Origin of the sequence: Brevundimonas sp. NPDC046655, from assembly GCF_044901625.1 — a bacterium.
GTDB lineage: Bacteria > Pseudomonadota > Alphaproteobacteria > Caulobacterales > Caulobacteraceae > Brevundimonas.
In genome coordinates this window covers 150683-176462 of the sequence record NZ_JBJDPV010000006.1, presented here as the reverse complement: position 1 = coordinate 176462, position 25780 = coordinate 150683, and the positions used below count along the sequence as shown (strand labels likewise).

Here is a 25780-nt window from a genome sequence, read left to right as displayed (position 1 = left end):
GCCTTCTCCTCGAACATCCAGACGTCGCGGCCGTCCCTCTGCTCGATCTTCGGCTCGCGACCCTTCAGGTGCGCCGGCCAGTGCGGCGTGAACGCCCCCGGAGGCTCAATCACGTGATCGTCCACGCTCACAAGGATCAGGTCATCGACAGTCATGGGGCTCTTCCTCGTTTCCACGGACGGCTTGGCGCCGCCTCGAATTCGGGCGCCGTCGCATGGACTCGCGCCATTCAGAATTCTTTTCTAGAACAAAAATCGCAAAAGTGTCTAGAAAATATGACGTACGCCGCCGGACGCGCCGGCGCCCGCGCCCATCGGATATCGCTCAAGGAGACGCCATGATCCGCCGCATGGACCATTTCACCATCGTCACCGATCGCCTGAACGAGAGCGTGGACTTCTACGGGATGCTGGGACTGGTCCCCGGCCCGCGGCCGGACTTCGGCGTGGGGGGAGCCTGGCTCTACGCCGACGACCGCCCCGTGCTCCACCTGGTCGAGACCGAACGCATGCCGGACCCGCGGCGCGGCGCGCTCGATCACATGGCCTTCTTCGCCGAGAACTTCATCGCGGCGGCCGAGCGGGCGACGGCCGCCGCCCTGCCCTATCGCGTGATCCGCACGCCGCGGCCCTTCAGCCTGTGGCAGATGTTCCTGTTCGATCCCAACGGCGTAGAGGTGGAACTGGACTTCGCCGCCAACGAGCTTCCGCCGGCCGACTGGAAGGACCACGCCGGTCTCGGCCCGCGGTGACGCGGGGGACGGCTCAGGTCAGGGCTGACGTCAGCCTGTGGCCGGCGTCACGAAGGGCGACGCCGATCTCCTCCAGCGCCTCGCCCTCGTACTGCCCCTGGAGCATGACGCCGACGATGGTGAAGGCGACCTCGCCGGCCCGATCGAAGACCGGCGCGGCCACAGTCTGGACGCCGCGCGTGAAATAGCCCCGGTCGACGGCCCATCCCCTCGCCTTGGCGGCTTCGACTTCGTCCCAGTAGGCGTCGAACGTCAGCGGCGTCTGCCAGCGCAGGGCGTTGAAGGCCGACTTCAGCTCTTTCCGGCTCCAGCCGAGATAGGGGGCCATGACGCGGCCGGTCGCGGCCATCAGGACCGGAAGACGCTGGCCCTCGGCCATTTCAATACGCACATTGGCGGGACTGGGCACGCCCTTGATCAGGACGATCTTGTCGACGCCCAGCCGCTTCCACAGCGTCACGGTGATATTGTAGCGGTCCGCCAGATCCCGCATCTGGGGCGTCGCCGCCGCGATGCGCTGCCCCTCGGTCAGCAGGTTCCCGACCAGGGTGGTGAGACCCACGCCGACCGAATAGGTCTTGGCGACGGGATCGAACTCCACGACCTCTTCCATCACCAGGGTGCGTAGGATGTTGAAGCAGGTGCTGGCGTTCAGGCCCAGGCTACGCGAAATGGTCACCGACCGGGTGGGGCCGCCCGCCTCGACCAGGAATTTCAGGATCCGGATCGCATTGGCCGCCGGCTTGACGAAGACCATCTTCTCGGAGACGTCATTGGTCGCGGCTGCGGCGTCGGCCTGTCCCTCGACGTCGTCGTGCTTGCTTTTTCCTGCGGCTGATCGCGCCATGCGCACCCCGTTGAATCTTGCGGCCCCGGCCGCGATCACGGCCTCTGATTAGCAGGCATTGAGCTTGAAGCGAAACGGGGAAACCGCCCCGTACGCCCTGCGCCCCGCTGACCGGATCGGCCACCGTCCGGCCCGTCGGCTCAGGCGGACGCCCCCTGGTCAGCAAAGGCCTTTGTCAGGACCGCTTCGAGCGATTGCGGCGCCCGCCCCGACAGGTTTTCGATATCGCCCGTGACGATGTCGAATCCTCCAGCGACGAACCCCTGACGGATGGAAAGGACCACCTCGACGACATGGGGCGGCAGCCCCGCAGCCAGGAATTGGGCCCGCAGGTCCTCGACGGGCATGACCACATGGTTCAGCGCCTTTCCGGACAGCCTCGCGACCAGATCGGCGCGCCCGGCGCCCGTCCAGGTCCGCGGTCCTGTTCCTGTATAGACCGCGCCCTCATGTCCCTCCCCGGCCAGGAGCCCGGCGGCCGCGGCGGCGAGGTCCGCGCGGGAGACGAAGGCGACCCGGTTCTCTCCCAGTCCGACCAGCGCGCCCTGGGCCAGGGCGGCCTTCGCCTCGTCCGCGAAGGACTCGGCGTAGTAGTTCATGCGCAGGACGCTCCAGCGCGGCGCCGTGCGCATCAGATGTTGTTCCGCGGCGAAGTAGGACGCCCAGACGTCGGGCTCCGGCCGCGCCCTCGCGCCGGCCGACGACATGAAGACCACATGGGGCACGCCGGCCCGACGGGCGGCGTCAATGGCCGCCAGATTCTGCCGGGTGCGCTGTCCCGGCGCCAGGGCGACGGTCGGGATGATCAGCAGACGATCCAGGCCGGCGTAAGCGGCGTCCAGACTTTCAGCCTGGTCATAGTCGCCGAAACGGGTCTCATGCCCCGCCGTCATCTTCGGCGTGCGCGTGATCCCCACGACCTCCACGCCCGGACGAAGGCCCAGATGCGCCACCACCCCGGCCCCAAGCTTTCCGCTCGCCCCGCTTACGCCGATCTTCATCGCTCGTTCTCCCCGGTTCCGATCCTGTCCGACCGCCTGCGGCGTCAGACCTCCTTCATGGGAATGGTCACGTCCGCGAGACGCACGGGATCGACCTCGCGCCGCGACGCCAGCCATTGTCGACCGGCCATGAATTCCGGCGGGGCGTTGACCGCCTCGACCGCCTGGACCCGCCCCCCGCAGAGGTGGAAGACCGCAAACTTGCGACCCGCCGGATCTCCGCGCGTGACGACCTGATCCACATCGAACGGCAGGCCGGCGATCTGCAGCTTGAGGTCGTACTGATCGGACCAGAACCATGGGGTGTCCGGCCTGGGTTCGGGTTGGCCGCTGATCGCCGCCGCAGCCTGGCGCGCCTGCTCGAGCGCATTGGGCACGCTTTCGAGGCGAAGGCTCCGTCCATAGAGCGGCATCGGCCTGTGCGTGAGATCGCCGACGGCGAAGATGTCCGGATCCGAGGTGCGCGCCTGGGCATCGACGACGACGCCGTTATCGCAGATCAGCCTGGCCTCCCGCGCCAGATCGTCATTGGGAATCGCCCCGATCCCCACCAGGACCGCGTCGCAATGCAGCATCCCGCCGTTCGCCAGCCGAACGCCCGAAACATGGCCGTCCAGCCCCTCGAAGCCCTGGATCTCGACCCCGAAGTGGAACCGCACGCCCTGCGCCTCGTGTTCCGCGCGAAAGAAGTCGGACAGGACCGGACCGGCGACGCGGGCCAGAAGGCGGTCCTCGCGCTCCAGGACATCGACGTCGGCGCCGAGTTTGCGCGCCGAGGCTGCAACCTCAAGACCGACATAGCCGCCGCCGATGACGGCCAGACGGAAACCGGGCTTGAAATAGGCCTTGATCCTCTCGGCGTCGTCGATCGTTCTGAGCTCAAGAAAGCCGTTCAATTCACTCCCCGGAAGGACCAGACGACGCGCCCGTGCGCCCGTGGCGAGCACCAGGGTGTCGTAGGCGAGGGTTTCGTCCGAAGAGAGGGTCAGGGTTTTGGCGGCGCGGTCGATCTGGACCACGCGCGTGGAGGTTCGCAGACCAATACCGACCTCCGCATACCAGTCGCGAGGCCGCAACAGCAGCCCGTCCTCGGCAAGCTCGCCCTTCAACCACCCCTTGGACAGGGGCGGACGCTGGTAGGGCGGATGCGGCTCCTCGCCGATCAGGGTGATGGGCTCGGCATAGCCGTTCTGGCGCAGCATGGCCGCGACGCTTCCCCCGGCGTGGCCTGCCCCGATGATGATTGCGCTCACTTTGATCCCGTCCCTCTAGCCGACCTCCAGAACCCCGAACGCCGAAGGCTATCTACATGAAGAATTTGATTGTGATTTGAGAATTGAAAATCGTCTAGCCCAGAAGTGCTGGGGCGTGCGCCAGGATGCTTTTCGCGACGCCCCGGTTTCCAGGCCGGCGTCGCCGTCGGAATCCTCCTCCCCGGCTCGACGCCCAAGGCTTTCGCGCGCACGGCAGCGACGCCGATCTCCGCCGGGAAAGCGGGCTTGAGCGACCGCCATTCACCAGGCTTCCGTCGGCGACCTCAGTCCGCCCGCGCGTCCGGCGCCGTCGGGTTCCGCGAAGACGCGCGCACAAAGCGAACGCGTTCGGCCTTCAGGTGCGGCTCGGGGACATATCCCGACTGGGCGAACGCCCGCTGCTGCGGCAGGGCCGAAAGCGTATCCTCGGCCCGCCACCATTTCGGGTCGCACGACGCCTTCGGCAGAAGTCCGCCCACGATGCGCTCGATATCGCGAAAGCTCAGCTCGACTTCCGCCGCCTTCTGGCGCCGCAGGTAGCGAGCAAGAGGCTCATACTTCGCCATGTCGGCCCGTTCCCATTCTCCCGGCGTCGCTGCGATCGACCTGCCGAAAACAAGCGGCGGTCCATACCGGACGCCGTCCCTGGCGAAAAGACCGCACGGCGCCTCCCCGCCTTCGCCCGAAAGGAAAGCGACCCGACCTCCGCCGCAAAGGGGGGCAGTGGGCGGGAACGGCCGGATCGCTCCTCGCCGAAGCAGAGGAAGCCACTCAACTCTGCAATGCCGCCAAGGTTCCGTTGCTGCCCCTGCCCGTCATCCAGGGCGGACGCCATGAAGACGTCCGGGATACGAAGAGCCGTCCGTGAGGCTGCCATGGACCACGGCTGTGATCCGCGTCGGCGCCGACCCTCCGAAGTCACGGACCTGGCTGCGCGCCCGACCGCCACGATTGACTAGAAGCCGAAGTCGATCTGATCGACGTGGACTCCGCGCGCTCTACGCCTGCGCCCATGCGACTTGGATAGCGGTTCGGCTGGCGACCTGGGCGGCGCCCTCACCGTCGCAGCCACGCCGTCCTGCGCGTTGGAGATGGCCGGCGGCTGGTTCGCCGGACGCATCAGCGCCTTTTGGGGCATGCCCGGCAGCCGGGGCTTCATGGGCGGAGAAAGAGGCTTTGCGGCGCTGCGCGCGCCCTTCCATGCCGTGAGTTCGCTTTCCCACCACCCGACCCGGCCTGGAGACAGCGACACAGGCGCCGGAAAATCTCCGGTCTGCTGCATCCGCCACGCGGTCGTTCGGCTGATGCCCGCAATGTCATGGACCCGGCCCCATGGGAGCAGACGGTCCTCGGATCCCCCCGTTTCAACGGGACTCCGCGTGGATGGAGCGGTCATGGCGTCACCTCCAGCTGTTGATCGACCTCGCCGACGAAAGCCTCATGGAGAAGTCGGGCGTCATGCTCTGCATCCAGGCTGTCTCGTCCTGCCCATGCCTTGATCACCGTCTTCAGCGCGAAGCTCGTCGCGGGATCCGCGAGCAATCCCGGCAACGTCGGGCGATCCGGGTCGCCATTCTCACCCACGACCCCGGCTCCTCGCCGCCGGCGGCGCCCCCGTCCGCACCTCGGTGATCTGGGCCTTGGCCCAGGACCGGAGCAGTCCGCGCGGGTAGTAGGGCCTGGAGCGGATATGGCGGCACGGCGGCCCGTTGGACGCCGTCGACCAGAGGCGCGCCAGGGTCGCGGGTTTGAGCCGGACGCCCAGCAACGCCAGAAAGGCCGAGGCTTCCGCACGGGTCAGCAGATCGTCCTCACCAGGCGACGCTGCGGATTCCAGGCTCGAGACATCGGGGATCATGACGTCGCCCCCTCTGACCGGCACTGGCGCGAGTTCGTGATTGATCGACCCGCGCTCAGCGCGAGGTAGCAGTCGATGACGGCTGCGACATAGGCGCGGGTTTCGGCGATATCGGGCACGCGCCCCAGTCGCGCCACGCGGCCAGGTCCGGAATTATAGACGGGGGCGTGATCTACGGTTCCATCGGCCCTCATCTCCTCGCGGAGGAGGATGTTGCGCTTGTCGAGGTAGAGGGTGCGAAACTGTTCGCGCGGCGCATGGGCCAGGGCGGCGCGAAGATAGGCGGTCAGGGAGGTCCAGGACGACAGGACCGGCCGCTGACAGGCCTCCGCCCGGACCATGGCCATCGCCAGCGCCCGGACAAGGCCGAGATCAGCGACTGCGCCTTTTGAAAGCCCCTGGCGACGCAGGGCCGCCTCATCGGCCCCCGCGACCCCGGCCAGCCCTCCAAAGGCGTCGATCAGGTCCGCAGCGGCGACCCGGCCGGCGGACGAGGTCAGGGTTCGCCCGAACAGGGCGGTGAGCAGGTCGATATCGGCGTCTTTCGTCGGGTTGGACGACAAGGACGGGCGGAGAGCGGAAACGGATGGCGACACGGCAGGCTCCTGGGCAGCGCGCTCCCGATCGGAGCACCCCAGTCCGCCCTTCCTTTCCCTCCGGCCAGGCTTGCTCACGGAACCTAAACCTGGCGGCGCTAGGCTCCTGTCCATGAGACTGAAACCTTACCGCTCCGCCGGCCCTCGCCGACGGGGCCGCCGCACCGTCGCCTTGACGACGCTCCTCGGGGCCGCCGCCGTCCTGACCGCCCTGAATTGGCCCATGGCGGACGCGGCCGGACCCGCCTCTCCTCCGGCCTCCGCCCGCCCCTCCTTGCCGCCGGAGGCGACCTTCCTCTGCGACGTGGCCCATGTGAACGATGGCGACACCCTGCGCTGCAAGGACGGCTTGAAGGTCAGGCTGCACGCCGTCGCCGCCAGGGAAGCGGACGAAACCTGTTCGCCCGGACATCCCTGCCCGTCCGCCAGCGGCGCATCAGCGACCGCCACACTGAACCGCCTCGCGGCGGGAAAGAGACTGACCTGCGTGCCGACGGGCCGAAGCTACAAGCGTATCACCGCCATCTGCCGGACATCCGACAACGAAGAGGTCAACTGCGCCATGGTTCGCAGCGGGACCACCCTGATCTGGGACAGGTTCGACAGGCAGCGTCCGCTCTGCAGCCGTTGAAACGGCACAGTCGCTTTGCAACCGCTCGGTCGGCGAATGCGAAAGCGGCGGCTTCGGCTGCGCGCGCGGGCGCCTGATCAGCACCGCAAAATTCCTTCGCGGCGCTACTTCCCCGCCCTATCCGGCAGGGATCTTCTTGTCGGCGCCCAAGCACTTCCGTTTTGTTCCGAACCGCCACAGGTCCAGAAGCGAAACAGCGCAGCCTACGGGGCTTATCAGACGTTCGCGAAGACCGGTTTGACTGCTAGCGAAGCAAACTTGAGGCGAGCGGTGGGAACTTAGGCGCCGAAATGTCCTGAAACGATCTGGCAAACGAAGTTTCGTTGTGTCCCATATGTGTCCCAAACGCAGGCCGCACGAAGTTGGCCTACAAACACGCTCAACATAACGTTGAAAAATAAGGGAAAAATGGTACGCCCCCTCGGGCTCGAACCGAGGACCCTCTGATTAAAAGTCAGATGCTCTAACCAACTGAGCTAGGGGCGCACACTCTTTGAAATCAACCACTTGGGCTGCTTCGCCGCCGACAGGCGAAGCGCCTGGTTGCGGAGGCGGTTTCTGGTTCATTCGCGGATGGAGGTCAAGGGCCGCAGCGCGCGAAGATGCGCATTTTGTGAGGAAATCGTCACGACCGCCCTTCCACAGCCCGTCCATACGGTTAGCGTGGCGGCATGGGACCTCTCGCCGGACTGCGCATCATCGAAATCGACGGCCTGGGGCCCGTCACCTTCTCCGGCATGGTGCTGGCCGACATGGGGGCCGAAGTTCTGCGGCTGACGCGCGGCGGCGCCGCCCCCGCAGCTGTTTTCGACGAGGTCGGCGGCGAGGTGCTGCATCGCGGCCGCACGGCCGTGCCCGTCGATCTCAAATCAGTCGAGGACCGCGACAAGATCCTGGCGCTGATCGCGGGCGCCGACGCCCTGATCGAGGGTTTCCGGCCCGGCGTCATGGAGCGCCTGGGCCTGGGGCCGGACGCCTGCGCCGCCGTCAATCCGCGCCTGGTTTATGGCCGCGTCACCGGCTGGGGTCAGACCGGGCCGATGTCCGATCAGGTCGGCCACGACATCAACTACCTCGCCCTGTCCGGCGCCCTCTATCCCATGGGGGCGGGCGATCAGCCGCCCTGCCCGCCGTTGAACCTAGTCGGTGACTACGGCGGCGGAGCCATGATGCTGGTCAGCGGCGTGTTGGCGGCCCTGCTGGAGGCGAAGACCACCGGACGCGGGCGCGTGGTCGACGCCGCCATGACCGACGGCTCGGCCCTGCTCACCAGTCTGTTCCACGCCCTGAGGGCGCGCGGCCTGTGGAGCGAGCGGCGTGAAGCCAACCTGCTGGACGGCGGCACGCCCTTCTATCGCTGCTACGCCTGCCGCGACGACGGCTTCGTCGCCGTCGGAGCGCTGGAGCCGCGCTTCTACGCCGCCCTCATCAGGGGGCTTGGCCTGACGCCTGACGAAGCGCCGCAGTTCGACCGGGAGAACTGGCCCGCCCTGCAGGCCCGCTTCACCGCTCTGTTCGCCACGCGCGACCGCGACGACTGGGCGGCGCATTTCGCCGGGACCGAGGCTTGCGTCACCCCCGTCCTGTCCCTGAGCGAGGCGCCGGCGCACCCTCACAATCAGGCGCGCGGGACCTTCGTGAGCGCCGGAATCGATCAGCCCGCCCCCGCGCCGCGCTTCGCCGCCGCAGCCGCGCCGATCAGCGCCGACCGCCCTCTCCTGCCGCTGGATCAGGCCCTGGCCGACTGGACGAACGAAAACGCCTGAAGCCGTGACGAAAAGGGTTCAGTTGCGGTTCATTCTCGTTCGGTAGACAAGCCGAGGGAACCCAGCCGGGCAGACGACGTTTGCCACCCCACAGGGGGAAGAAAAACCAGATGAACCGATTGATTGTAAAACGTTTGCTCCTGGCCGCAGGCCTGGCCGCCGCCACCACCCTGGCGGCTTGCGATGAGCCGCGTTCGGAAAACGACTACGAGGCCGTCGAGGTCCAGACCGAAGAGCCCGCCGCCCCCGCCGCCGAAGACTCGGCCGCGCCCGCCGTGGCCGAGGCTCCGGCTGCGACCGAGGCCCCGCCTCCGGTCGACGCCCTGCCGCCCGAAACCCGCACCTCGGAACAGACGGTGCAGCCGGAAAGCGATACGCTGTTCTACTGATTCCGCTTGAGCGGCGTTTGCTTCCGGTTGTCGCGCCCTGAACCCAAGGCTCCAGTTTGACGTCGAGGTCTCATCTCCTTCTCGCCAGCGTGGCGCTCTGGGCCGTGTGCGGCCACGCGGCGGTCGCCGCCCAGCCCAAGGCCGAGATTCGCGGCGACGTCGACGCCGAACTGCGTCGACGGCTGGAGCAGGCCGTCGGTCAGGTCGACGAAGCCCCCGCCAACCGTTTCGAGGCCCGCCGCCGCGCGCGCTCGGCCATGGAGGCGGCCCAGGCCCTGCTTCGCTCTGAAGGCTATTACCAGCCGACGCTGCAGGACGACGTCGAGGGCGAGGAAAAGCCGGTCGCCGTCGTCACCGTCATGCCCGGACGGCGCTTTGAACTGAGCGAGACCAAGGTCAACTGGGTCGCCCCCGTGCCTGACCCCGCCGCACAGTCCGCCGCCACCGCCGACATCGGCCTGAAGCCGGGCGATCCGGGTCGCGCCGCCGACATCCTGGACGCCGAAGGCCGGATCGTCGCCAACCTGACGCGCGAAGGCTACGCCGACGCCAAGGCCGAACCCCGCCGGGTGGTCGTCGATCACGCCACCTTCACCGTGCAGCCCAATTTCAACATCGCTTCGGGCGAGCTGGTGCGGCTGGACGGCGTGCTGGTGCGCACCCGGGGGCCGACCAACCCAGACTGGGTCGCCAATCTGGCCCCGTGGAAGGCCGGCGACCGCTACGACCCCGAGGACGTGGCCGAACTGGAGCGGCGTCTGCTGGACACCGGCGTCTATGACGGCGTCAACGTCTCCCTGGCCTCGCTGGATCAGGTGACGCCCGAGGGACTGCGCCCGGTCGTCGTCGGCCTGTCGGACCGTCCGCGCAGCCTGCTGGAGGCCGGCGCCACCTATTCGACCGCCGAAGGCGTCGGCGTCGACGTCTTCCAAACCCGCTACAACCGCTTCGGCCGCGCCGCGACGCTGAAGTACGGCGGCCGCTACGCCAGCATCGACAGCCGCCTGGGCGCCGAGGCCAGCTTCCCCCACTGGGGCAAGGCCGGCCGGACGTTGAAGCTGTCCGGCTACCTCATCAACGAGCAGACCGACGCCTATGACCGCAGCGCCGTCAGCGTGAACGCCGACCTGTCGCAGCGCATCGGCAAGACCTCCTTCTTCACCTACGGCCTCGGCGTCGACGCGGGACAGTACACAGAGAACCGCTTCGACCCGATCACCCAGGCGCCGATCACCTTCGATCGCGACCTGGCCATCGTGACGGGGCGCGCCATCGCCTTCATGGATCGCTCCAACGATCCGCTGGATCCGACCCGCGGCTATCGTCTCTACGTGTCGGCCCAGCCGACGGCCGTGACGGGCGAGGACACCGTCCTGTTCCTCAAGACCGAGGGCCAGGCCACGGCCTACCTGCCCCTGCAGGACGGGGCCAAAACGGTGCTGGCTGGCCGCGCCCGTATCGGTTCGATCGTCGGCGGCGAGGAGCTGACGGTGCCGTCGGACCGCCTCTTCTATTCCGGCGGCGGCGGCTCGGTGCGCGGCTATTCCTATCAGAGCATCAACCCTCGCCTGCCCGACAACACGCCGCGCGGCGGCCTGTCGCTGTTCGAGACCTCGATCGAGGTGCGCCACGACATCGGCCAGAAGTTCCAGGCCGTCGGCTTCGTCGACGCCGGAGCCATCGGCTTCCAGGAGACGCCCAACCTGACCAACATGCGCTACGGCGCAGGCGTCGGGGTCCGTTACAAGCTGCCGTTCGGCCCGGTGCGCGCCGATATCGCCGTCCCGCTGAACAAGCGCGAGGGCGACGCGGCCTTCCAACTCTACATCAGCATCGGCCAGGCGTTTTGACCGACACTCCTCCGCCTCATGAACCCGAAGCGGAAACGCCGGCCAAGGCCGAGAAGCGCAAACGCACGCGTCTGCAGCTCATCGCCTTCGTCTCAGGCGTCGTGGTCGCCGCCCTGCTGGCCCTGAGCATCGTCCTGGCGATTGGCGGGCGAATGTATCTGGTCTCGGATTCCGGCCGCGAACTGATCACCAGTTTCGTCGCCGGCAAGAAGATCAGCCGCTATGGCCGCATCAACGTCGAGGGCCTGAAGGGCGACCTGTTCGACGACTTCACCCTGGAGCGAGTGACCATCACCGATGCGGACGGCGTCTGGCTGGAGGCGACCAATGTTCGCCTCGACTGGTCCTACTGGCCCCTGCTGATGCGGCGCTTCCATGCGACCGAGATCCGCGCGGACCAGATCCGTCTGCTCCGTCGTCCCCAGTTCGAGCCGCGGACCGAGCCCGGCGGCCCCCAGGCCCTGAGCATCGACATCGACAAGTTCAGCGCCAAGGTCGAGCTGATGGAGGGCTTCTCCAAGGAATACGGCCGCTGGACCCTGAGCGGCGACGCCGAGGTTCCGCGTCGGGGCGACAAGAAGATCAACGTCGACGCCTTCAGCCTGAACCGCCAGGGCGACCATTTGCTGCTCAAGGCGATCATCGGCAAGAAGCCCGAGGACCTGCGGGTCAACCTGCGCGCCGGCGAGGCCCAGGGCGGCCCGATCGCCGGCGCGCTGGGCTATTCCCCCGACAGGCCCTTCTCGGCGATCGCCGTGGTCAACGGCGAACGGGTCGATGTCGAGGTGAAGACCGGCGACTTCATCCCCCTGACCGTCAAGGGCCGCTACGGCAAGACCGGCGCCCGGATCGGCGGCGCCGCCGATTTCTCGGGCTCGGACCTGCTGGAGCCCTTCGCCCGCCGCATCGGCCAGACGGCCCGCTTCGGCTTCGCCAGCCTGCCGGTTCGGGACGCCGAGGATGTCCAGGCCATGAGCTGGACCCTGACCGCCGAGAACATCACCACCCGCGCCTCGGGCCTGATCAACCTCAAGCAGCGCGCCGCGCCGGACGGCGTCAAGCTGACGGTCGCGACGCCCTCGCTCACCCGTCTGGCCGGCCCGACCCTGGCTGGTGCGACCATCTATACGGGCGTATTCAAGGGCGACGCCAACCGCTGGAGCCTACAGGGCTCGGCCAGCCTTCAGGACACAGACATCGCCAGCTATCGCGCCGCCCGCGTCTCGGGGCCGCTCGACCTCAGCTACAACAAGGGCCAGTTCGATGTCGTCACCGACGCCCGCGCCGTCGGCGGCTCGACGGCCGGCATCATCGGCGCCCTGCTGGGTGCCACCCCCCATGTGAAGCTGGAAGGCTCGCGCACTTCCGACGGCGCCTATCTGCTGAAGAAGATCGACGGGCGAGGCCAGGCCCTGACCCTGACCGGATCGGGCGGCCGCAACCTCACCGGCGGCCTCAGCTTCCGCGGTGATGCAGACATCACCGACATCTCGCGTATCCGCCCCGGCGCCAAGGGCTCCTTCAAGGGACCGATCCAGGCGGGCAAGGCCCGAAACGGCCCCTGGACCATCAGCTTCGACGGCCGCGCCTCGCGCCTGAGCGTCGGCATGGACGAACTGGATCGCCTTCTGGGTCAGACCCCGCGTCTGGCCATGGCCGGAACCTATGACCGGGGTGTCCTGGCCATCAACCGGGGCGAACTGACGGGCGCCGCCGGGCGCATGGGCGCCAAGGGCCTGATCGAGGGCGGCAAGCTGCGTCTGGCCCTGGACTGGGACGCGCACGGGCCGTTCGGCGTCGGTCCCGTGGCCATCGACGGCGCCATGAGCGGAAACGGCGCCCTGACCGGCACCCTGGCCCAGCCCAGGGCTGACCTGCGCGCCGCCTTCGACAAGGTCGCGGCCGGCGGCCTGATCCTGACCAACGCCGATCTGATCCTCAGCTTCCGCAGGGGCGCCGACGCGTCTGACGGACGGATCGTGCTCAACTCGGGCTCCAACTACGGCCCGGCGCGGGCGTCGGGGAACTTCTTCCTCGGCGGCAAGAGCCTTCGCCTGACCGAGGTGGACGTCAACGCGGGCGGCGTGACGGCCCAGGGGGCCATCGCCCTGTCCAACAACTATCCCTCCAGCGCGGACCTGACCTTCACCGCGCGTCAGGGCGCCTTCCTGGCCTCGGGAGAAGCCAATGGCCGGGTGCGCCTGACCGACGGAGGCGGAGATCAGAGCGCCGTCCTGGACGTCACCGGCCGCAACGTCCGCCTGGCCGGCTCAACCTGGGTGGTCCGCAACCTGTCGCTCAAGGGCCAGGGCACGCTGGAGCGCCTGCCCTTCTCCCTGGCCGCCGACGTCGGCGGGCCCAATCCGGTCCAGTTCAACGGCACGGGCGAATATTCGCGCCAGGGCCCGGCCCAGAGCGTCACCCTGCGCGGTGGCGGCCGCGTGCGCGAGGTCGCCTTCACCACCCGCGCCCCCGCCGTCATCGCCCTGAACGGCGACGGCCGCGTCATCCGTGTCGACCTGGGCGTCGGCGGCGGCGTCCTGACCGGCGAGCTGCGTCAGGACAAGGCCGGCAGCGCCATCCAGGCCGAGCTGACCAACGTCGAAATGGGCTCTCTCGTCCCCGACCTGCGCGGCCAGGTCACCGGCCGTGTTTCGCTGCAGGGCGCGGGCGACAGGCTGAACGGCTCGGCCAATGTCGACCTGAAGCAACTTCGCAGCATCGACGCCCCGCGCGGCCTGGCCGTGGACGGCACCCTGAACGCCGACCTCAACGACAATGTCCTGCGCATCCGCGCCCAGGCCAATGACGGCACGGCGGTTCAGGCCTCCGCCGACGTCAGTCTGCCGGTCGTGGCCTCGGCCGCGCCGCTGCGCCTGGCGGTCGAGCGCACCCGCGAGATGTCCGGTCAGATCGCTGTCAACGGCCAGATCCAGCCCATCTGGGACCTCTTCCTCGGCGGCGCCCAGTCGCTGTCCGGCCAGATCGCCAGCCGCGCCACCCTCGGCGGCACGCTGAACGACCCCCGCCTGAACGGCCGTCTGGACCTGACCCAGGGCGCCTTCCGCGACAGCATCACCGGTCTGCGTCTCGCAGGCGTCAGCCTGGCCAGCCGGTTCGACGACAACCAGGCGGTGATCGAGCGCTTCGAGGCCGCCGACGGCGTCAAGGGCACGGTGACCGGCAACGGCAACCTGGGCCTGCGTCAGGGCTCGGGCTCGACCCTGAGGCTGGAGCTGACCCGCTTCCGCGTCATCGACAACGATATCGCCGAGGCCCGCGCCAACGGAGTGCTGACCGCCGTGCGCGGCGCGGACGGCAATATCCAGCTGAGCGGCGATCTGAACATCGACGAGGCCAATATCTCGCCCAACCTGCCCGGCTCGAACGGCGTGGTGAAGATGGACGTGGTCGAGATCAACCGCCCCGGCGGCGATCCCATCGAGGTGGAGACTCAGTCGCGCGGCCCGCAGATCGGCCTGAACCTGAACCTGACCGGGCGCGAGATCCATGTGCGCGGACGCGGCCTGAACGTCGAGCTGACCGCCAACGCCCGCGTTCGCGGCACCATCACCCGCCCGCAACTGACCGGCACGGCCAATGTCGTGCGCGGCGACTATGAGTTCGCGGGCAAGCGCTTCGTCTTCGACGACAGCGGTTCGGTCATCCTGTCCACCGATCCGGCGCGCATCCGCCTGAACCTGGCGGCGGTGCGCGAAGACCCGGCCCTGACCGCGACCATCAAGGTCACCGGCACGGCGGCCCAGCCCAAGATCGAGCTGACCTCCAGCCCCTCCCTGCCTCAGGACGAAATCCTGTCCCAGGTTCTGTTCGGGCGTTCGGCGTCCCAGCTGTCAGGGTTTGAAGCGGCGCAACTGGCCTCGGCCGTGGCCTCTCTGGCGGGCGGCGGCGGGTTCGACGTCATCGGCAATCTGCGCCAGTTGGCGGGTCTGGACCGCCTGTCCTTCGGCGGCGAGGCTTCCAGCCTGACCATCGCTGGCGGTCGCTACATCACCGACGACGTCTATCTGGAGATCATCGGCGGCGGCGAAGGCGGGGCGGCGGTCAATGTCGAGTGGCAGGTGCGCCGCAACCTGGCCGTCAGCTCCAAGTTCGGCGGCGAAGGCGACGCCAGCATCTCGGTCCGCTGGCGCCGCGAAAGCGACCGGCCCGGCGGCGGCGCAACCGACCGGCGCCGCAACCGCAGTCGCTAAGCCCTAGAGGATTTCCAGAATGCTCTCGACGGGGCGCCCGATCCGGGCGCCCTTGTCGCTCTCGACGATGGGGCGTTCGACCAGCACCGGCTCGGCGATCATGGCCGCGCGGATCACGTCGTCCGACGCCCCGCTTTCCAGCAGTTCGACCGCCTTGGCCTCGCGCTTGCGCAGCATCCCCGACAGGCCCACGCCCGTCTCCTTGGCCAGCCGGTCCAGCGTCGCCGCGTCCCAGCCGGTCTTCAGATACTCGACCACCACCGGCTGGACGCCCTTCTCCTGCAGCAACGCCAGCGCCTTGCGCGAGGTCGAGCATTTCGGATTGTGGAAGAGGGTGACGGTCATCAGTAGGTCCGTTTCAGTTTTTCAAACATGCGTCCGCCGCGGAACGCAGCGACATACATGGCTATTGTCGCGAGATTGACGAGCCACATCAGCGCACTGACGAAGGCGAACTCAAACTCGATCGACGAGCCGATTTTCAAAAGGGCGCCGAACCCGCTCAAGAGGCCATAGGCCATGAAGGCGAGCATGATCGTCGGGATCACCCAGGTCATGCGCCGCCACTGCGCCACCGCCAGAACGACATAGACAACTGCGAGCACCAAGGTGGTGACCAGCATGAACACGGGTAGCATGCCCACGATGGCGTCCTGAATGGCGACTTGCTGAGCCGTCATGACCTGCCCCTTTTGCTGAGCAGCCAGCACCTGAGCCAGCGCCTCGGCCTTCGGCATAGACAGCAGGCCGACGAACAACTGCACTAGGCCGATCCCCAGCGCCACCGCGCCAACTCGCGCCGCCCTCTGCGCCTCGGCCATGCCACGCGGCGGCGTGAACGGATTGGCCGCGCGCAGCCACAGTTTGGCGTTTTGGTTCATCATCGCCCCCCGGCTGCAAACCCTATCTCTTAGACGCAGTCGGCGCCGTGGCAAGCCGCGCCAGCGCAGCCGAGCCGCGCAGGCCGCCGACATGCAGGATCGCGCAGGCCAGCATGGCCGTCGCTGCGATCATCCCGCCCCAGGCGGGCACGCCCGCCACGCCCAGCGGCGCCCCGACCATCAGGCTGACGCCCGTGGAGCTCAACTCATACAGCGCCCAGGCCAGGCCGAAGACCGGCAGGATGCGGTTGGGCCGTCGCCATTGCGCCCAGCCCAGAACCCCGGCGATCAGGGCGAAAAAGATCGCGAACCCCGTCGTCGCGCCCCGGAACTCGGCATAGGCGGCGTCAGAGGCGTACCAGACCAGCCCCGCCTGCATCAGACCCGTCGCCGCCCACAACCCGAAGCCCAGAGCGCTCAACCGCGCCATGTCCACCGCCGTCGAACCCGAATCGACGGGACCGAAGGGGTTGGGGAAGCTGAAACGACGGTTCATGCGCGACTCCTCGACTGCGGCGGCAAACCTATCCCGCGCGCCCCCTATTTCCCAAGCCTGTGAGCGAGAAACCGCCTCGCCTTCACCTTTGCCCCGCCCCCGTCTAGGGTCGCCGTCATGCGGATCGAACCCCACGACCAGGCCGTTCTCGACCACGTCGCGGCCCAGGGCGACGTGATCGTCGCGCGGACCATCGAATGGGCCAATATCAACTCCGGCAGCCGTAACGCCGCCGGTCTGGCGCTTATGCTGGACGTGCTCGAGGCCGAGGCCCGCCGCCTGCCCGCCGCCGTCGCGCGCGTACCCACGAAGGCCTCGACCACCGTGGCCGACAGCGGCGCGGTGATCCCCGAAAGCTACGCCGACTGCCTGACCATCACCGCCCGCCCCGAGGCGCCGATCCAGGTGGTCCTGACCGGCCACTACGACACCGTCTTCCCCGCCGACAGCGCCTTCCAAAAGGTCGTCATGCGCCCCGACGGCGCTCTGAACGGTCCCGGCGTCGCCGACATGAAGGGCGGGATCAGCGTCATGCTGGCCGCGCTGGAAGCCTTCGAGACCCACCCGGACAAGGCCCGCGTCGGCTGGACGGTGCTGCTCAGCCCCGACGAAGAGATCGGCTCGCCCGCCTCGGCCCCCCTGTTGGCGACCCTGGGCGCGCGCGGCCATGTCGGCCTGACCTACGAGCCCGCCCTGTCGGACGGGACCCTGGCGGGCGAGCGCAAGGGCAGCGGCAACTTCCACCTGATCGTCACGGGCAAGGCCGCCCACGCGGGCCGCGCCTTCCACGAGGGCGCCAACGCCGTCGCCGGCGCCGCCATGATCGCCGCCCGCCTGCACGCCCTGAACGGCCAGCGCGAGGGCGTCACCGTCAATGTCGCCAGGATCGCCGGCGGCGGCCCCCTGAACGTCGTGGCCGACAACGCCGTGGTCCGCTTCAACGTCCGTGTGCCGGACGCCGACAGCGCCGCATGGATCGACGAGACGGTGCGCGCCATCGCTGCCGAGCCCCCCTTCCCCGGCCTGAGCCTTGACCTGCACGGCGGCATGACCCGCGCGCCCAAGCCGATGGACGCGTCGCAAACCGCCCTCTTCCACGCCGTCCGCAACGCAGGCGAACTGCTGGGGCAGACCATCGCCTGGAAACCCTCCGGCGGCGTTTGCGAGGGCAACAACCTGCACGCCGCGGGCCTGCCCAATGTCGACACCCTCGGCGTCGTCGGCGGCGAGATCCATTCGGATCAGGAGTTCGCCTGGCCCGCCAGCTTCGTCGAACGCGCCCAACTGTCCGCCCTGATCCTGTGCAAGATCGCCTCGGGCGAGATTGACGCGTTGAAACTGAAACAGCTCCGACTGGAGACCATGTAACCGCATGCTCGTTGTTCGCCCCGCCGGTCCCGCCGACCTCCACCACCTGCTCGAACTGGCCATCCTGTCCGGCCCCGGCTTCACCAGCCTGCCCGAAGACGCCGACGTCCTGAGCGAGCGCCTGGAACTCAGCCAGGCCAGCTTCGAGGGCCGCGTCCCACCGCAGGAGGCCTGGTACACCCTCATGCTGGAAGACGGCGACACGGGCGACATCGACGGCATCGGCTCGGTCAAGGCGACGGTGGGGCTGAAGCGCCCCTTCTTCTCGTTCCGCGTGGTCAACAACACGGTCCAGTCACCCTCGCTGGGCATGAAGCTGAACCATCAGACGCTCGTGCTGGTCAACGAATGCACCGGCTGGACCGAGGTCGGCTCCCTCTTCCTCAAGGCCGACCGTCGCAAGGGCGGCGCCGGGCGCCTGCTGAGCCAGTCGCGCTACATGCTGATCGGCGCCCAGCCGGATCTGTTCGCCGACAACGTCCTGGCCGAACTGCGGGGCGTCTTCACCCCCGATGGCTACTGCCCCTTCTGGGACCATGTGGCGCATAAGTTCTTCCCCATGGACTTCGACGACGCCGACCGCATGAGCGGCTCGACCGACAAGCAGTTCATCCTCGACCTGGCCCCCCGCCACCCCATCTACATCGACCTGTTGCCCGAACCGGCCCGCGCCGTGATCGGCAAGGTCCACCCGCAGGGCGTGCCGGCCATGGCCCTGCTGGAAAGCGAAGGCTTCCGCCCCAACGGCCTGGTCGACATCTTCGACGCCGGCCCCACCGTGGCCTGTGGTCGCGACAACATCCGCACCGTGCGCGACGCCCGCGTCCTGACGGCCCGCATCGAAAAAGAGGTCGAGGTCGAACTGCCCAGCCTCGTCTCGACCGACAGCGTCTCGGCCTTCCGCGCCGTCCGCGCCCGCGTCCTGATCGACGGCGATGTCGCCCGCATGACCCCCGACGTCGCCGCCGCCCTGAAGATCAAGGACGGCGCCGTCGTCCGCGTGAAATCCTGAACCGAGTAGCCGCCATGACCCGCTTCGCCTCCACCAATCCCGCCACCGGCGAAACCGTCTGGGAAGGCGAAGCCGCCAACACCGAGCAGGTCGGCGCCGCCGTCGAGGCCGCCCGCGCCGCCTTCCCTGACTGGGCCGACCGCCCGCGTCAGGACCGCATTGACGCGGTGAAACGCTATCAGGCCATCCTGAAAGACCGCGCCCCAGAAATGGCCGAGGCCATCAGCCGCGAAACCGGCAAGGCCCTGTGGGAGACCAAGACCGAGCTGGCCTCGATGGCGGGCAAGGTCGACATCTCCATCCGCGCCTATGACGAGCGCACCGGCGAGCGCACCACCGACACCGCCTTCGGTCGCGCCACCCTGCGTCACCGCCCGCATGGCGTCTCGGCGGTGCTCGGCCCGTTCAACTTCCCCGGCCACCTGCCCAACGGCCACATCGTCCCGGCCCTGCTGGCGGGCGACACGGTCGTGTTCAAGCCGTCCGAGGAAACGCCCCTGACCGGCCAGCTGATGGCCGAATGCCTGGACGCCGCCGACCTGCCCAAGGGCGTGTTCAACATGGTGCAAGGCGGGCGGGCTGCCGGCGCAGCCCTGCTGGACCAGCCCATCGACGCCCTGATGTTCACCGGCTCGGGCGCGGCGGGCGCCCACTTCCGGCGCAAGTTCGCCGACGATCCCCACGTCATCCTGGCGCTGGAGCTCGGCGGCAATAATCCTCTGGTCGTCTGGGATGCAGCTGATGCCGAAGCCGTCGCGGGCATCGTGGTCCAGTCCGCCTTCGTCACCACCGGCCAGCGTTGCTCGTGCGCCCGCCGCCTGATCCTGCCGGAAGGCGCCGCGGGCGACGCCATCGTCGAGGCCGTGGCCGCCATGTCGGACCGACTGAACTTCGCCCCCTGGGACAGCGATCCCGAGCCCTATGCCGGGCCGCTGATCTCGGAGAAGGCCGCGACCGCTGCGCTCGCCGCCCTGCAACAGCGCATCGACCTGGGCGCCAAGGTCATCCGCGCCTCAGGCCCCATCGACAACCTGCCGGGCGCCTTCGTGAAGCCCGCCATCATCGACGTGACCGGCGTCGCGGTCGAGGACGAAGAGATGTTCGCCCCCTTCCTGCAGGTGATCCGCGTTCCGACCTTCGACGCCGCCATCGCCGCCGCCAACGCCACCAAATACGGCCTGTCCGCCGGTCTGGTCAGCGACGAAGCTAAGAACTGGGATCGCTTCATCAACCGCATCCGCGCGGGCGTGGTGAACTTCAACCGCCCGACCACGGGCGCCGCCGGCGACATGCCCTTCGGCGGCCTCGGCGCCAGCGGCAACCACCGCCCCAGCGCCTACTACGCCGCCGACTACTGCGCCTACCCCGTCGCCAGCTTCGAAGCCGGCGCGGTCAAGAACATCGAAAGCGAGATCAAGGGCTTGCGGGGATGATCGGAGGTTGGCGCTCCAGTCGTCGCATCGGCCCTCCTAGCTTCATCGAACAGCTAAGAGAGAATGCGCGCTGGCCCGCCATAATCGTTATCGGCAGCGCCGTGATGGCAACAACCACCGTCCTGATAAAATTTGATGATCTTTGGAATCAAGTAGCGGCCTGGCCCGTTATGTTCCTGGTGATTTCCATAGTCTTGGCCATAAAGATTTTATGGATCCGAGGCTGGAACTGGTTTGAGACCTTCGTCACAATAGGGCTCATTGCCTTGATGTTCTTTTCCGCCTCCAAGCTAAACCTCTCTATTTATATTGCCATTCTTGGCCACGAACCTGCGATGATTATTCCGGCAACGCCATGACCCAAGCCATCGAAGCCAACGCCGACGGTCTGATCGGGCCGACCCACTCCTATGCGGGCCTGTCGCCGGGCAACCTCGCGTCCAGCCTGAACAAGGGCGAGGCGTCGAACCCGCGCGCGGCGGTGCTTCAGGGCCTCGACAAGATGAAGCGGCTGGCCGACCTGGGCCTGCCCCAGTTCGTCCTGCCGCCGCACGAACGGCCCAACATCCCCTTCCTGCGTTCGCTCGGGTTCTCGGGCAATGACAGGACGGTGCTGGCCAAGGCCTGGCGCGACGCTCCGGCCTTCGCCGCCGCCGCCTGTTCGGCCTCGCCCATGTGGGCCGCCAACGCCGCGACCGTGACGCCCAGCGCCGACGCCGCCGACGGCCGGGTCCACTTCACCCCGGCCAACCTGCACACCAACCTGCACCGCTCGCTGGAGCACGCCCAGACCAAACGGGCGCTGGACGCCCTCTTCCCCGACGCGACCCGGTTCGCCGTCCACGACGCCCTGCCCGCCGTCGCCCATCTGGCCGACGAGGGCGCCGCCAACCACGTCCGCCTGTGCGCCGAGCACGGCGGTCGCGGGGTCAATCTGCTGGTCTGGGGGCGTGAAGCCTTCGAGCCCTGGGACGGTCGCTTCCCCGCTCGCCAGACGCGCGAGGCGTCCGAAGCCATTGTCCGCCGTCATGAAGCCGGTCGCCCGGTTCTGGCCCAGCAGTCACGCACCGCCATCGACGGCGGCACCTTCCACAATGACGTGGTCTGCGTCGGCGCCCTGGACACCCTCTTCTTCCACGAACTGGCGTTCGAAGACACGGACGCCACCAAGGCCGCCATCCGCCGCGCCGCCGACGGCCTGTTCGAGCCGAAATTCGTCGAGGTCTCGGCCGCCGACCTGCCGCTGGCCGACGCCATCAGCAGCTACCTGTTCAACTCCATGCTGATCCAGATTCCGGGCGAGGACCGCCTGACCCTGATCTGCCCGACCGAGACCCGCGACAATGCTCGCAGCCATGCGGTCGCCGAGCGCATCGCCGCCTCCAACGGCCCCATCGGCCGGGTCGAATATGTCGATGTGCGCCAGTCGATGCGCAATGGCGGCGGCCCCGCCTGCCTGCGCCTGCGCGTCGTGCTGACCGACGATGAACTGGCCGCGACCAACCCGGCCATGCGCATGACCGACGAACTGCACGGCGCCCTCAGCGTCTGGGCTCTGCGCTGGTATCGCGACAGCCTGACCGCCCAGGACCTGGCCGACCCCGCCCTGCTGGACGAGACACGCGGCGCCCTGGACGAACTGACGGGGATTCTGGGGCTGGGCGGCGGCTTCTATCCGTTCCAGCGGGATTAAGTCTGTTGCCCCGCCGTCATCCCGGGGCGGCGCAGCCAAACCCTGGACCCAGGCGGCAAGTCACTAGTGCGTCCCGTCCAGCTTGAACGCCTGGGTCCCGGCTCTCCCCTCGCTGTCGCGAGGCGAGGCCGGGATGACGGCAAGAGAAGATCGGAAGTCGCGCATATCCGCGACCAGAAAATTAAAGACTTTCAAAGCCTAGGGCAAAGCTAGAGCCAAACCGCGCACCCCACCTTCGCCACGCGTCATCATTCCCTCCCGGTCAGCGCCACGGAGGGGATTTCAGACGATTCAGACGAATTGGACTCTGTTTTTCGCCCGCCGCCCTCAGGCTGCGAAGCGCCCGCCCTTGGCTGCATAGGCCTGGGTCCCGCGCGTGAAGACGCGATCGCTCGGCAGAACCGACTCGATCGGCAGCTCTTCGGCCCCCTTCAGTCGCTCATAGATCGGCCCGAAGTCCTGCAGGGTGACTTCCTTCAACTCCTCGATGCTGTCGATGACGAAATAGACCTGCTGGAAGTCGTCGATCCGGTAGAGGGTCTTCATCACCCGCTCCAGGTCGAAGCCCAGGCGGTTGGGCGAGGCGTCCTCCAGGCTGAACACGCTCTCGGTCGCCGACGAGACGATGCCTGCGCCATAGATGCGAAGGCCGTCGGCCTCCTTCATCAGGCCGAACTCGACCGTGTACCAATAGAGGCGGGCCAGGTTCTTCAGCATCCCCAGGGACTGCGCCCGCTGCCCGCCCTTGCCATAGGCCTCCATATAGGCGGCGAAATCGGGGTCGGTCAGCATCGGCACATGGCCGAAGACGTCGTGGAAGATGTCCGGCTCCTGCAGGTAGTCCAACTGATCCGGCTTGCGGATGAACTGGCCCGAGACGAAGCGACGGTTGGCCAGATGGTCGAAGAAGACGTCGTCCGGCACCAGACCAGGCACGCAGACCACGGTCCAGCCGGTCAGGGCCTGCAGCTTGGGATTCATCACCTCGAAGTCGGGGATGCCCCCCATGTTCAGATCCAGCGCGTCCAGCCCGCGCATATAGGCCTCGCAGGCCCGCCCGGGCAGAATCTTCATCTGCCGGGCATAGAGGGTGTTCCAGGTCTCGTGCTCGACGTCGGTATAGGCCGCCCAGTTCTGCGGGATGGTCCAGTCGGCGGCGGCGCCTTCGGGCGGGGCTTCAAAGACGTGTTCGAAATCGGACATGGGAACGCTCCTCGCGGCTCTGACGGCCGTTGAGGGCAGATTAGCGCGCCCTCTAGCCGTCGTCACGCACGTCTATTGCAGCGTTTGGAAACGCGGCGCGTGCCGCCCCTGCGCATCGACGGTGAACCACTCCCCCTCATCCTCGGGCGACAGAGGCTCGATCTCGGGCGTCGCCACCAGGGCCTCCTCGGCGGCATAGGCGATCACGCCGCCCTCGGTGTCGGCGATGAGGATACGATAGAAGGGCTGATCGCTGGCGACCACGCCCGTCTCTGCGGCCGGGCCTGCGTAGGACGCGTCCACATCCATGACCAGGCCGTGGAAGGCGTGGTCGCGATGTCGGACGATCTGTCCGAGGCCGAACCGGGCTGTGTGAACCTGGGTCATGCTGCCACCAATACGCCCGGCGAGTTGAAGCGGATGCATCGCAGCCTGTTCATCTTTCCGACAGGAAGGACTTGGCGTCGCCGTCGCTCCCGGTCTAGGCTGATCGCGACGGGCGCCGCTCTGGACCGCCCACATGAAAGCTCGGCCCATGCCGGAGACCCCTGGCGCGCCTGCACGGCGCGACGCGCGGTCCCAGCCCACGAAGTCCCGCGATTCAGGGACTTCCGGTCGCGATGCGCCCCTCTATGGCGCGCTCGACCTGGGGACCAACAATTGCCGCCTGCTGATCGCGCGCCCCGCGCGCGACGGGTTCCGGGTGGTCGACAGCTTCAGCCGCATCGTCCGGCTGGGCGAAGGCCTGTCCCTCACCGGCCGCCTGGACGATCGCGCCATGGATCGGGCCTATGAAGCCCTCGCCCTGTGCGCCGAACGCGTGGCCCGCAAGGGCCTGGACGCCAGCCGCCTGACCGCCGTCGCCACCCAGGCCTGCCGCGCCGCCGACAACGGCGAGGCCTTCATCGAACGGGTGCGTCGCGGCACCGGCCTGAAGCTTAGGATCATCGACCCGGCCGAGGAGGCCAGCCTGTCGGTCGCCGGCTGCCTGAACCTGTTCGACCCGCGCGCCGAGGCGGTTCTGGTCATCGACGTGGGCGGCGGCTCGACCGAATTGTCCTGGATGGCCCGCACCGCGCGTGGATTCGAGAACCGGGGCTGGATGTCGGCCCCCATGGGCGTCGTCACCCTGGCCGAGCGTCATCCCGAACCGTCTGGCGACACCGAGGCCTGGTACGAAGCCATGGTCGCCGACGTCGGCGCCGCCCTGGCGCTCGGCGGCCCCAGCGACTCCTCGGTGCGCCCTCTGTTCGACAGCGGCCGCGTGCACATGGTCGGCACCTCGGGCGCCATCACCAGCCTGGCCGGCATCCATCTGGGCCTGCGCCGCTATCAGCGCGATCTGGTGGACGGCCTATGGATGACGCGCGCCGACTGCGAGGCGGCGGCGCTGCGCCTCAAGCGGCTGGGCCCTGCGGGCCGGGCGGCGGAAAGCTGCATCGGGCCCGATCGCGCCGACCTGGTGCTGGCGGGTGCGGCGATCCTGGAGGCCGTGCAGCGCGCCTGGCCCTGCGAGCGCGTGCGCGTCGCCGACCGGGGCCTGCGCGAAGGCCTGCTGCTGCAAAGGATGCGCGAGGACCGCCAGAAGCCCCGCCGACGCCGTCGCCGGGGCCGCAACAACGGCCAGGCCGGCAATCAGGCGGCGGGCGCTCCGGCGACCTGAACCGGCAGGTCTATGTCGCAGACCGAGAAGTCGGCGCCTTTGGCCTGACGCGCCGCGTCGGCTAGCGCGCGGAACTGCGGCGACGCCGTATCCAGAACGCGAACGGTCGGGCGTTCGGCCGGCGGCAGGTCGGACGCGGCCCTCACCCGCTTCATCTGATCGGGACCGGTGACGATGCCGTCGGGGTTGGAGCTGAACTTCAGGGCGCGCACCACGTCCAGACCCGACACGACCCGGCCCCAGATGGTGTAGCGCTTGTCCAGCGAGGGGTAGGGCTGGCGCATCAGGAAGAACTGGCTGTTGGCGCTGTCGGGCGCCTCGTCGCGCGCCATGCCGGCGACGCCGGGGCAATACAGGCCCCAGGCGTGGACCTTGCGGTCCGCCGTCGTGGCCATATAGGCGTCGGGCTGGGTATGGACCGGCAGGGAATGCAGGAAGCCCAGCACCGCCCCGGCGGGCGCGGCCACCGCCGCGAACGGCGTCTGACCGTCGCGGCGGAAGGTGAACTCGGCCTTCAGGTCAGGATAGGCGCTCTGGCCCTCGCCCGTGCCCAGGGGATCGCCGGTCTGGGCCATGAACTGATCAATGACCCGGTGCCAGACCTGGTTGTCATAGAAGCCGCGCCCCGCCAGCAGCCGGATGCGCTCGACATGGCCCGGCGCCACCTCGGGGGCCAGCTCAACCAGAATGCGGCCCTTGTTGGTGTCGATCACCAGCAGGTTCTCGGGCGCGACCGTGCGCCACTCGCTGGCGACGACGGCCGGCGCCGAGGCGCTCGGCGCCGCCTCCTGCGCCCAGGCCGATCCGGCCAGCATCAGGACGGACGCCGCCGCCAACCCCGTTGAAAAGCGCATCATCATCCCCTCCCCCGATTG

General features: G+C 68.3%; 26 protein-coding genes and 1 tRNA gene. 12 read left to right on the top strand and 15 right to left on the bottom strand.

Going from position 1 to position 25780, the window contains the following annotated elements; genetic code table 11:
- Window positions 1–337: 337 nt before the first annotated feature.
- Window positions 338–751 carry a VOC family protein gene (locus ACI2KI_RS15785; protein WP_292084558.1) on the top strand — a complete coding sequence of 138 codons (414 nt, stop codon included), beginning with the start codon at window positions 338–340 and terminating at the stop codon, window positions 749–751.
- Window positions 752–764: 13 nt separating this feature from the next.
- Here the strand turns inward: ACI2KI_RS15785 and ACI2KI_RS15780 are convergent, their stop codons facing one another.
- From ACI2KI_RS15780 to ACI2KI_RS15745, 8 genes are all read right to left on the bottom strand, one after another.
- The gene (locus ACI2KI_RS15780) at window positions 765–1598 is read right to left on the bottom strand and encodes an IclR family transcriptional regulator (RefSeq protein WP_292084559.1); all 834 of its coding nucleotides are present in this window, start codon (window positions 1596–1598) and stop codon (window positions 765–767) included.
- 140 nt (window positions 1599–1738) lie between these two features.
- Window positions 1739–2599, bottom strand: coding sequence for an NAD(P)H-binding protein (locus ACI2KI_RS15775; protein ID WP_312784473.1), 861 nt, complete (start codon window positions 2597–2599; stop codon window positions 1739–1741).
- A gap of 44 nt (window positions 2600–2643) precedes the next feature.
- Window positions 2644–3852, bottom strand: coding sequence for an NAD(P)/FAD-dependent oxidoreductase (locus ACI2KI_RS15770; RefSeq protein WP_292084561.1), 1209 nt, complete (start codon window positions 3850–3852; stop codon window positions 2644–2646).
- 284 nt (window positions 3853–4136) lie between these two features.
- The gene (locus tag ACI2KI_RS15765) at window positions 4137–4418 is read right to left on the bottom strand and encodes a toxin-antitoxin system, antitoxin component (RefSeq protein WP_292084562.1); all 282 of its coding nucleotides are present in this window, start codon (window positions 4416–4418) and stop codon (window positions 4137–4139) included.
- Between the two features lie 389 nt (window positions 4419–4807).
- Window positions 4808–5248 (bottom strand): AlpA family transcriptional regulator, encoded by a 441-nt coding sequence (locus ACI2KI_RS15760; protein ID WP_292084563.1) that lies wholly within the window; start codon window positions 5246–5248, stop codon window positions 4808–4810.
- On the bottom strand, window positions 5245–5436 hold the full coding sequence (locus tag ACI2KI_RS15755; protein WP_292084564.1) for a hypothetical protein: 192 nt from the start codon (window positions 5434–5436) through the stop codon (window positions 5245–5247). Before ACI2KI_RS15755 ends, ACI2KI_RS15760 begins: the two co-directional genes overlap by 4 nt.
- Window positions 5429–5710, bottom strand: coding sequence for a hypothetical protein (locus ACI2KI_RS15750; RefSeq protein ID WP_292084566.1), 282 nt, complete (start codon window positions 5708–5710; stop codon window positions 5429–5431). Before ACI2KI_RS15750 ends, ACI2KI_RS15755 begins: the two co-directional genes overlap by 8 nt.
- Entirely contained in the window at window positions 5707–6306 is a 600-nt protein-coding gene (locus tag ACI2KI_RS15745) for a JAB domain-containing protein (RefSeq protein ID WP_292084567.1), read from the bottom strand. Before ACI2KI_RS15745 ends, ACI2KI_RS15750 begins: the two co-directional genes overlap by 4 nt.
- A gap of 112 nt (window positions 6307–6418) precedes the next feature.
- Here ACI2KI_RS15745 and ACI2KI_RS15740 point away from each other — a divergent pair, with 112 nt between their 5' ends.
- On the top strand, window positions 6419–6937 hold the full coding sequence (locus tag ACI2KI_RS15740) for a thermonuclease family protein (RefSeq protein ID WP_292084569.1): 519 nt from the start codon (window positions 6419–6421) through the stop codon (window positions 6935–6937).
- A 409-nt stretch (window positions 6938–7346) separates the two neighbouring features.
- On the opposite strand, the gene ACI2KI_RS15735 is transcribed toward ACI2KI_RS15740, so the two are convergent.
- Window positions 7347–7423 (bottom strand) — tRNA-Lys (locus ACI2KI_RS15735).
- A gap of 185 nt (window positions 7424–7608) precedes the next feature.
- Here ACI2KI_RS15735 and ACI2KI_RS15730 point away from each other — a divergent pair.
- From ACI2KI_RS15730 to ACI2KI_RS15715, 4 genes are all read left to right on the top strand, one after another.
- Window positions 7609–8703 (top strand): CaiB/BaiF CoA-transferase family protein, encoded by a 1095-nt coding sequence (locus ACI2KI_RS15730; RefSeq protein ID WP_312062321.1) that lies wholly within the window; start codon window positions 7609–7611, stop codon window positions 8701–8703.
- Between the two features lie 110 nt (window positions 8704–8813).
- Window positions 8814–9092: a hypothetical protein gene (locus ACI2KI_RS15725; RefSeq protein WP_313102062.1), complete on the top strand. Its 279-nt coding sequence runs from the start codon at window positions 8814–8816 to the stop codon at window positions 9090–9092.
- A gap of 56 nt (window positions 9093–9148) precedes the next feature.
- Window positions 9149–10942 carry an autotransporter assembly complex family protein gene (locus tag ACI2KI_RS15720; protein WP_331033499.1) on the top strand — a complete coding sequence of 598 codons (1794 nt, stop codon included), beginning with the start codon at window positions 9149–9151 and terminating at the stop codon, window positions 10940–10942.
- Complete coding sequence (locus tag ACI2KI_RS15715) at window positions 10939–15156, top strand: translocation/assembly module TamB domain-containing protein (RefSeq protein WP_404621568.1); 4218 nt, start codon at window positions 10939–10941, stop codon at window positions 15154–15156. The genes ACI2KI_RS15720 and ACI2KI_RS15715 overlap by 4 nt, the downstream gene beginning before the upstream one ends.
- A gap of 3 nt (window positions 15157–15159) precedes the next feature.
- On the opposite strand, the gene arsC is transcribed toward ACI2KI_RS15715, so the two are convergent.
- The 3 genes from arsC to ACI2KI_RS15700 are packed head-to-tail and all read right to left on the bottom strand — an operon-like array spanning window position 15160 to window position 16533.
- The gene (gene arsC, locus ACI2KI_RS15710; RefSeq protein ID WP_404621566.1) at window positions 15160–15501 is read right to left on the bottom strand and encodes an arsenate reductase (glutaredoxin); all 342 of its coding nucleotides are present in this window, start codon (window positions 15499–15501) and stop codon (window positions 15160–15162) included.
- Window positions 15501–16037: a hypothetical protein gene (locus ACI2KI_RS15705; RefSeq protein WP_312062311.1), complete on the bottom strand. Its 537-nt coding sequence runs from the start codon at window positions 16035–16037 to the stop codon at window positions 15501–15503. Before ACI2KI_RS15705 ends, arsC begins: the two co-directional genes overlap by 1 nt.
- Window positions 16038–16059: 22 nt before the next feature.
- Complete coding sequence (locus ACI2KI_RS15700) at window positions 16060–16533, bottom strand: hypothetical protein (protein ID WP_404621564.1); 474 nt, start codon at window positions 16531–16533, stop codon at window positions 16060–16062.
- 117 nt (window positions 16534–16650) lie between these two features.
- Between ACI2KI_RS15700 and ACI2KI_RS15695 the strand changes: the two genes are divergently transcribed.
- From ACI2KI_RS15695 to astB, 5 genes are read left to right on the top strand one after another with little or no spacing between them, the layout of a single operon-like run.
- Window positions 16651–17901: a hydrolase gene (locus ACI2KI_RS15695; protein ID WP_404621562.1), complete on the top strand. Its 1251-nt coding sequence runs from the start codon at window positions 16651–16653 to the stop codon at window positions 17899–17901.
- A gap of 4 nt (window positions 17902–17905) precedes the next feature.
- Window positions 17906–18913 (top strand): arginine N-succinyltransferase, encoded by a 1008-nt coding sequence (locus ACI2KI_RS15690; RefSeq protein ID WP_312062305.1) that lies wholly within the window; start codon window positions 17906–17908, stop codon window positions 18911–18913.
- Window positions 18914–18927: 14 nt separating this feature from the next.
- Window positions 18928–20346, top strand: coding sequence for a succinylglutamate-semialdehyde dehydrogenase (astD, locus tag ACI2KI_RS15685; protein WP_404621560.1), 1419 nt, complete (start codon window positions 18928–18930; stop codon window positions 20344–20346).
- Entirely contained in the window at window positions 20343–20705 is a 363-nt protein-coding gene (locus tag ACI2KI_RS15680; protein WP_404621558.1) for a hypothetical protein, read from the top strand. The genes astD and ACI2KI_RS15680 overlap by 4 nt, the downstream gene beginning before the upstream one ends.
- Window positions 20702–22039, top strand: coding sequence for an N-succinylarginine dihydrolase (gene astB / locus ACI2KI_RS15675; protein WP_404621556.1), 1338 nt, complete (start codon window positions 20702–20704; stop codon window positions 22037–22039). Before ACI2KI_RS15680 ends, astB begins: the two co-directional genes overlap by 4 nt.
- Before the next feature lie 327 nt (window positions 22040–22366).
- Here astB and phhA read toward each other — a convergent pair whose 3' ends face one another.
- Window positions 22367–23242, bottom strand: a complete 876-nt coding sequence (phhA, locus tag ACI2KI_RS15670; RefSeq protein ID WP_404621554.1) for a phenylalanine 4-monooxygenase — start codon at window positions 23240–23242, stop codon at window positions 22367–22369.
- A 72-nt stretch (window positions 23243–23314) separates the two neighbouring features.
- Window positions 23315–23629 (bottom strand): heat shock protein HspQ, encoded by a 315-nt coding sequence (hspQ, locus tag ACI2KI_RS15665; RefSeq protein WP_404621552.1) that lies wholly within the window; start codon window positions 23627–23629, stop codon window positions 23315–23317.
- A gap of 148 nt (window positions 23630–23777) precedes the next feature.
- Here hspQ and ACI2KI_RS15660 point away from each other — a divergent pair, with 148 nt between their 5' ends.
- A complete protein-coding gene (locus ACI2KI_RS15660; protein WP_404621550.1) occupies window positions 23778–24905 on the top strand; it encodes a Ppx/GppA phosphatase family protein in 1128 nt (375 codons plus the stop codon).
- Here the strand turns inward: ACI2KI_RS15660 and ACI2KI_RS15655 are convergent.
- Window positions 24878–25762, bottom strand: coding sequence for a peptidylprolyl isomerase (locus ACI2KI_RS15655; RefSeq protein WP_404621548.1), 885 nt, complete (start codon window positions 25760–25762; stop codon window positions 24878–24880). The two genes, ACI2KI_RS15660 and ACI2KI_RS15655, sit on opposite strands and share 28 nt — an antisense overlap.
- Window positions 25763–25780 lie beyond the last annotated feature (18 nt).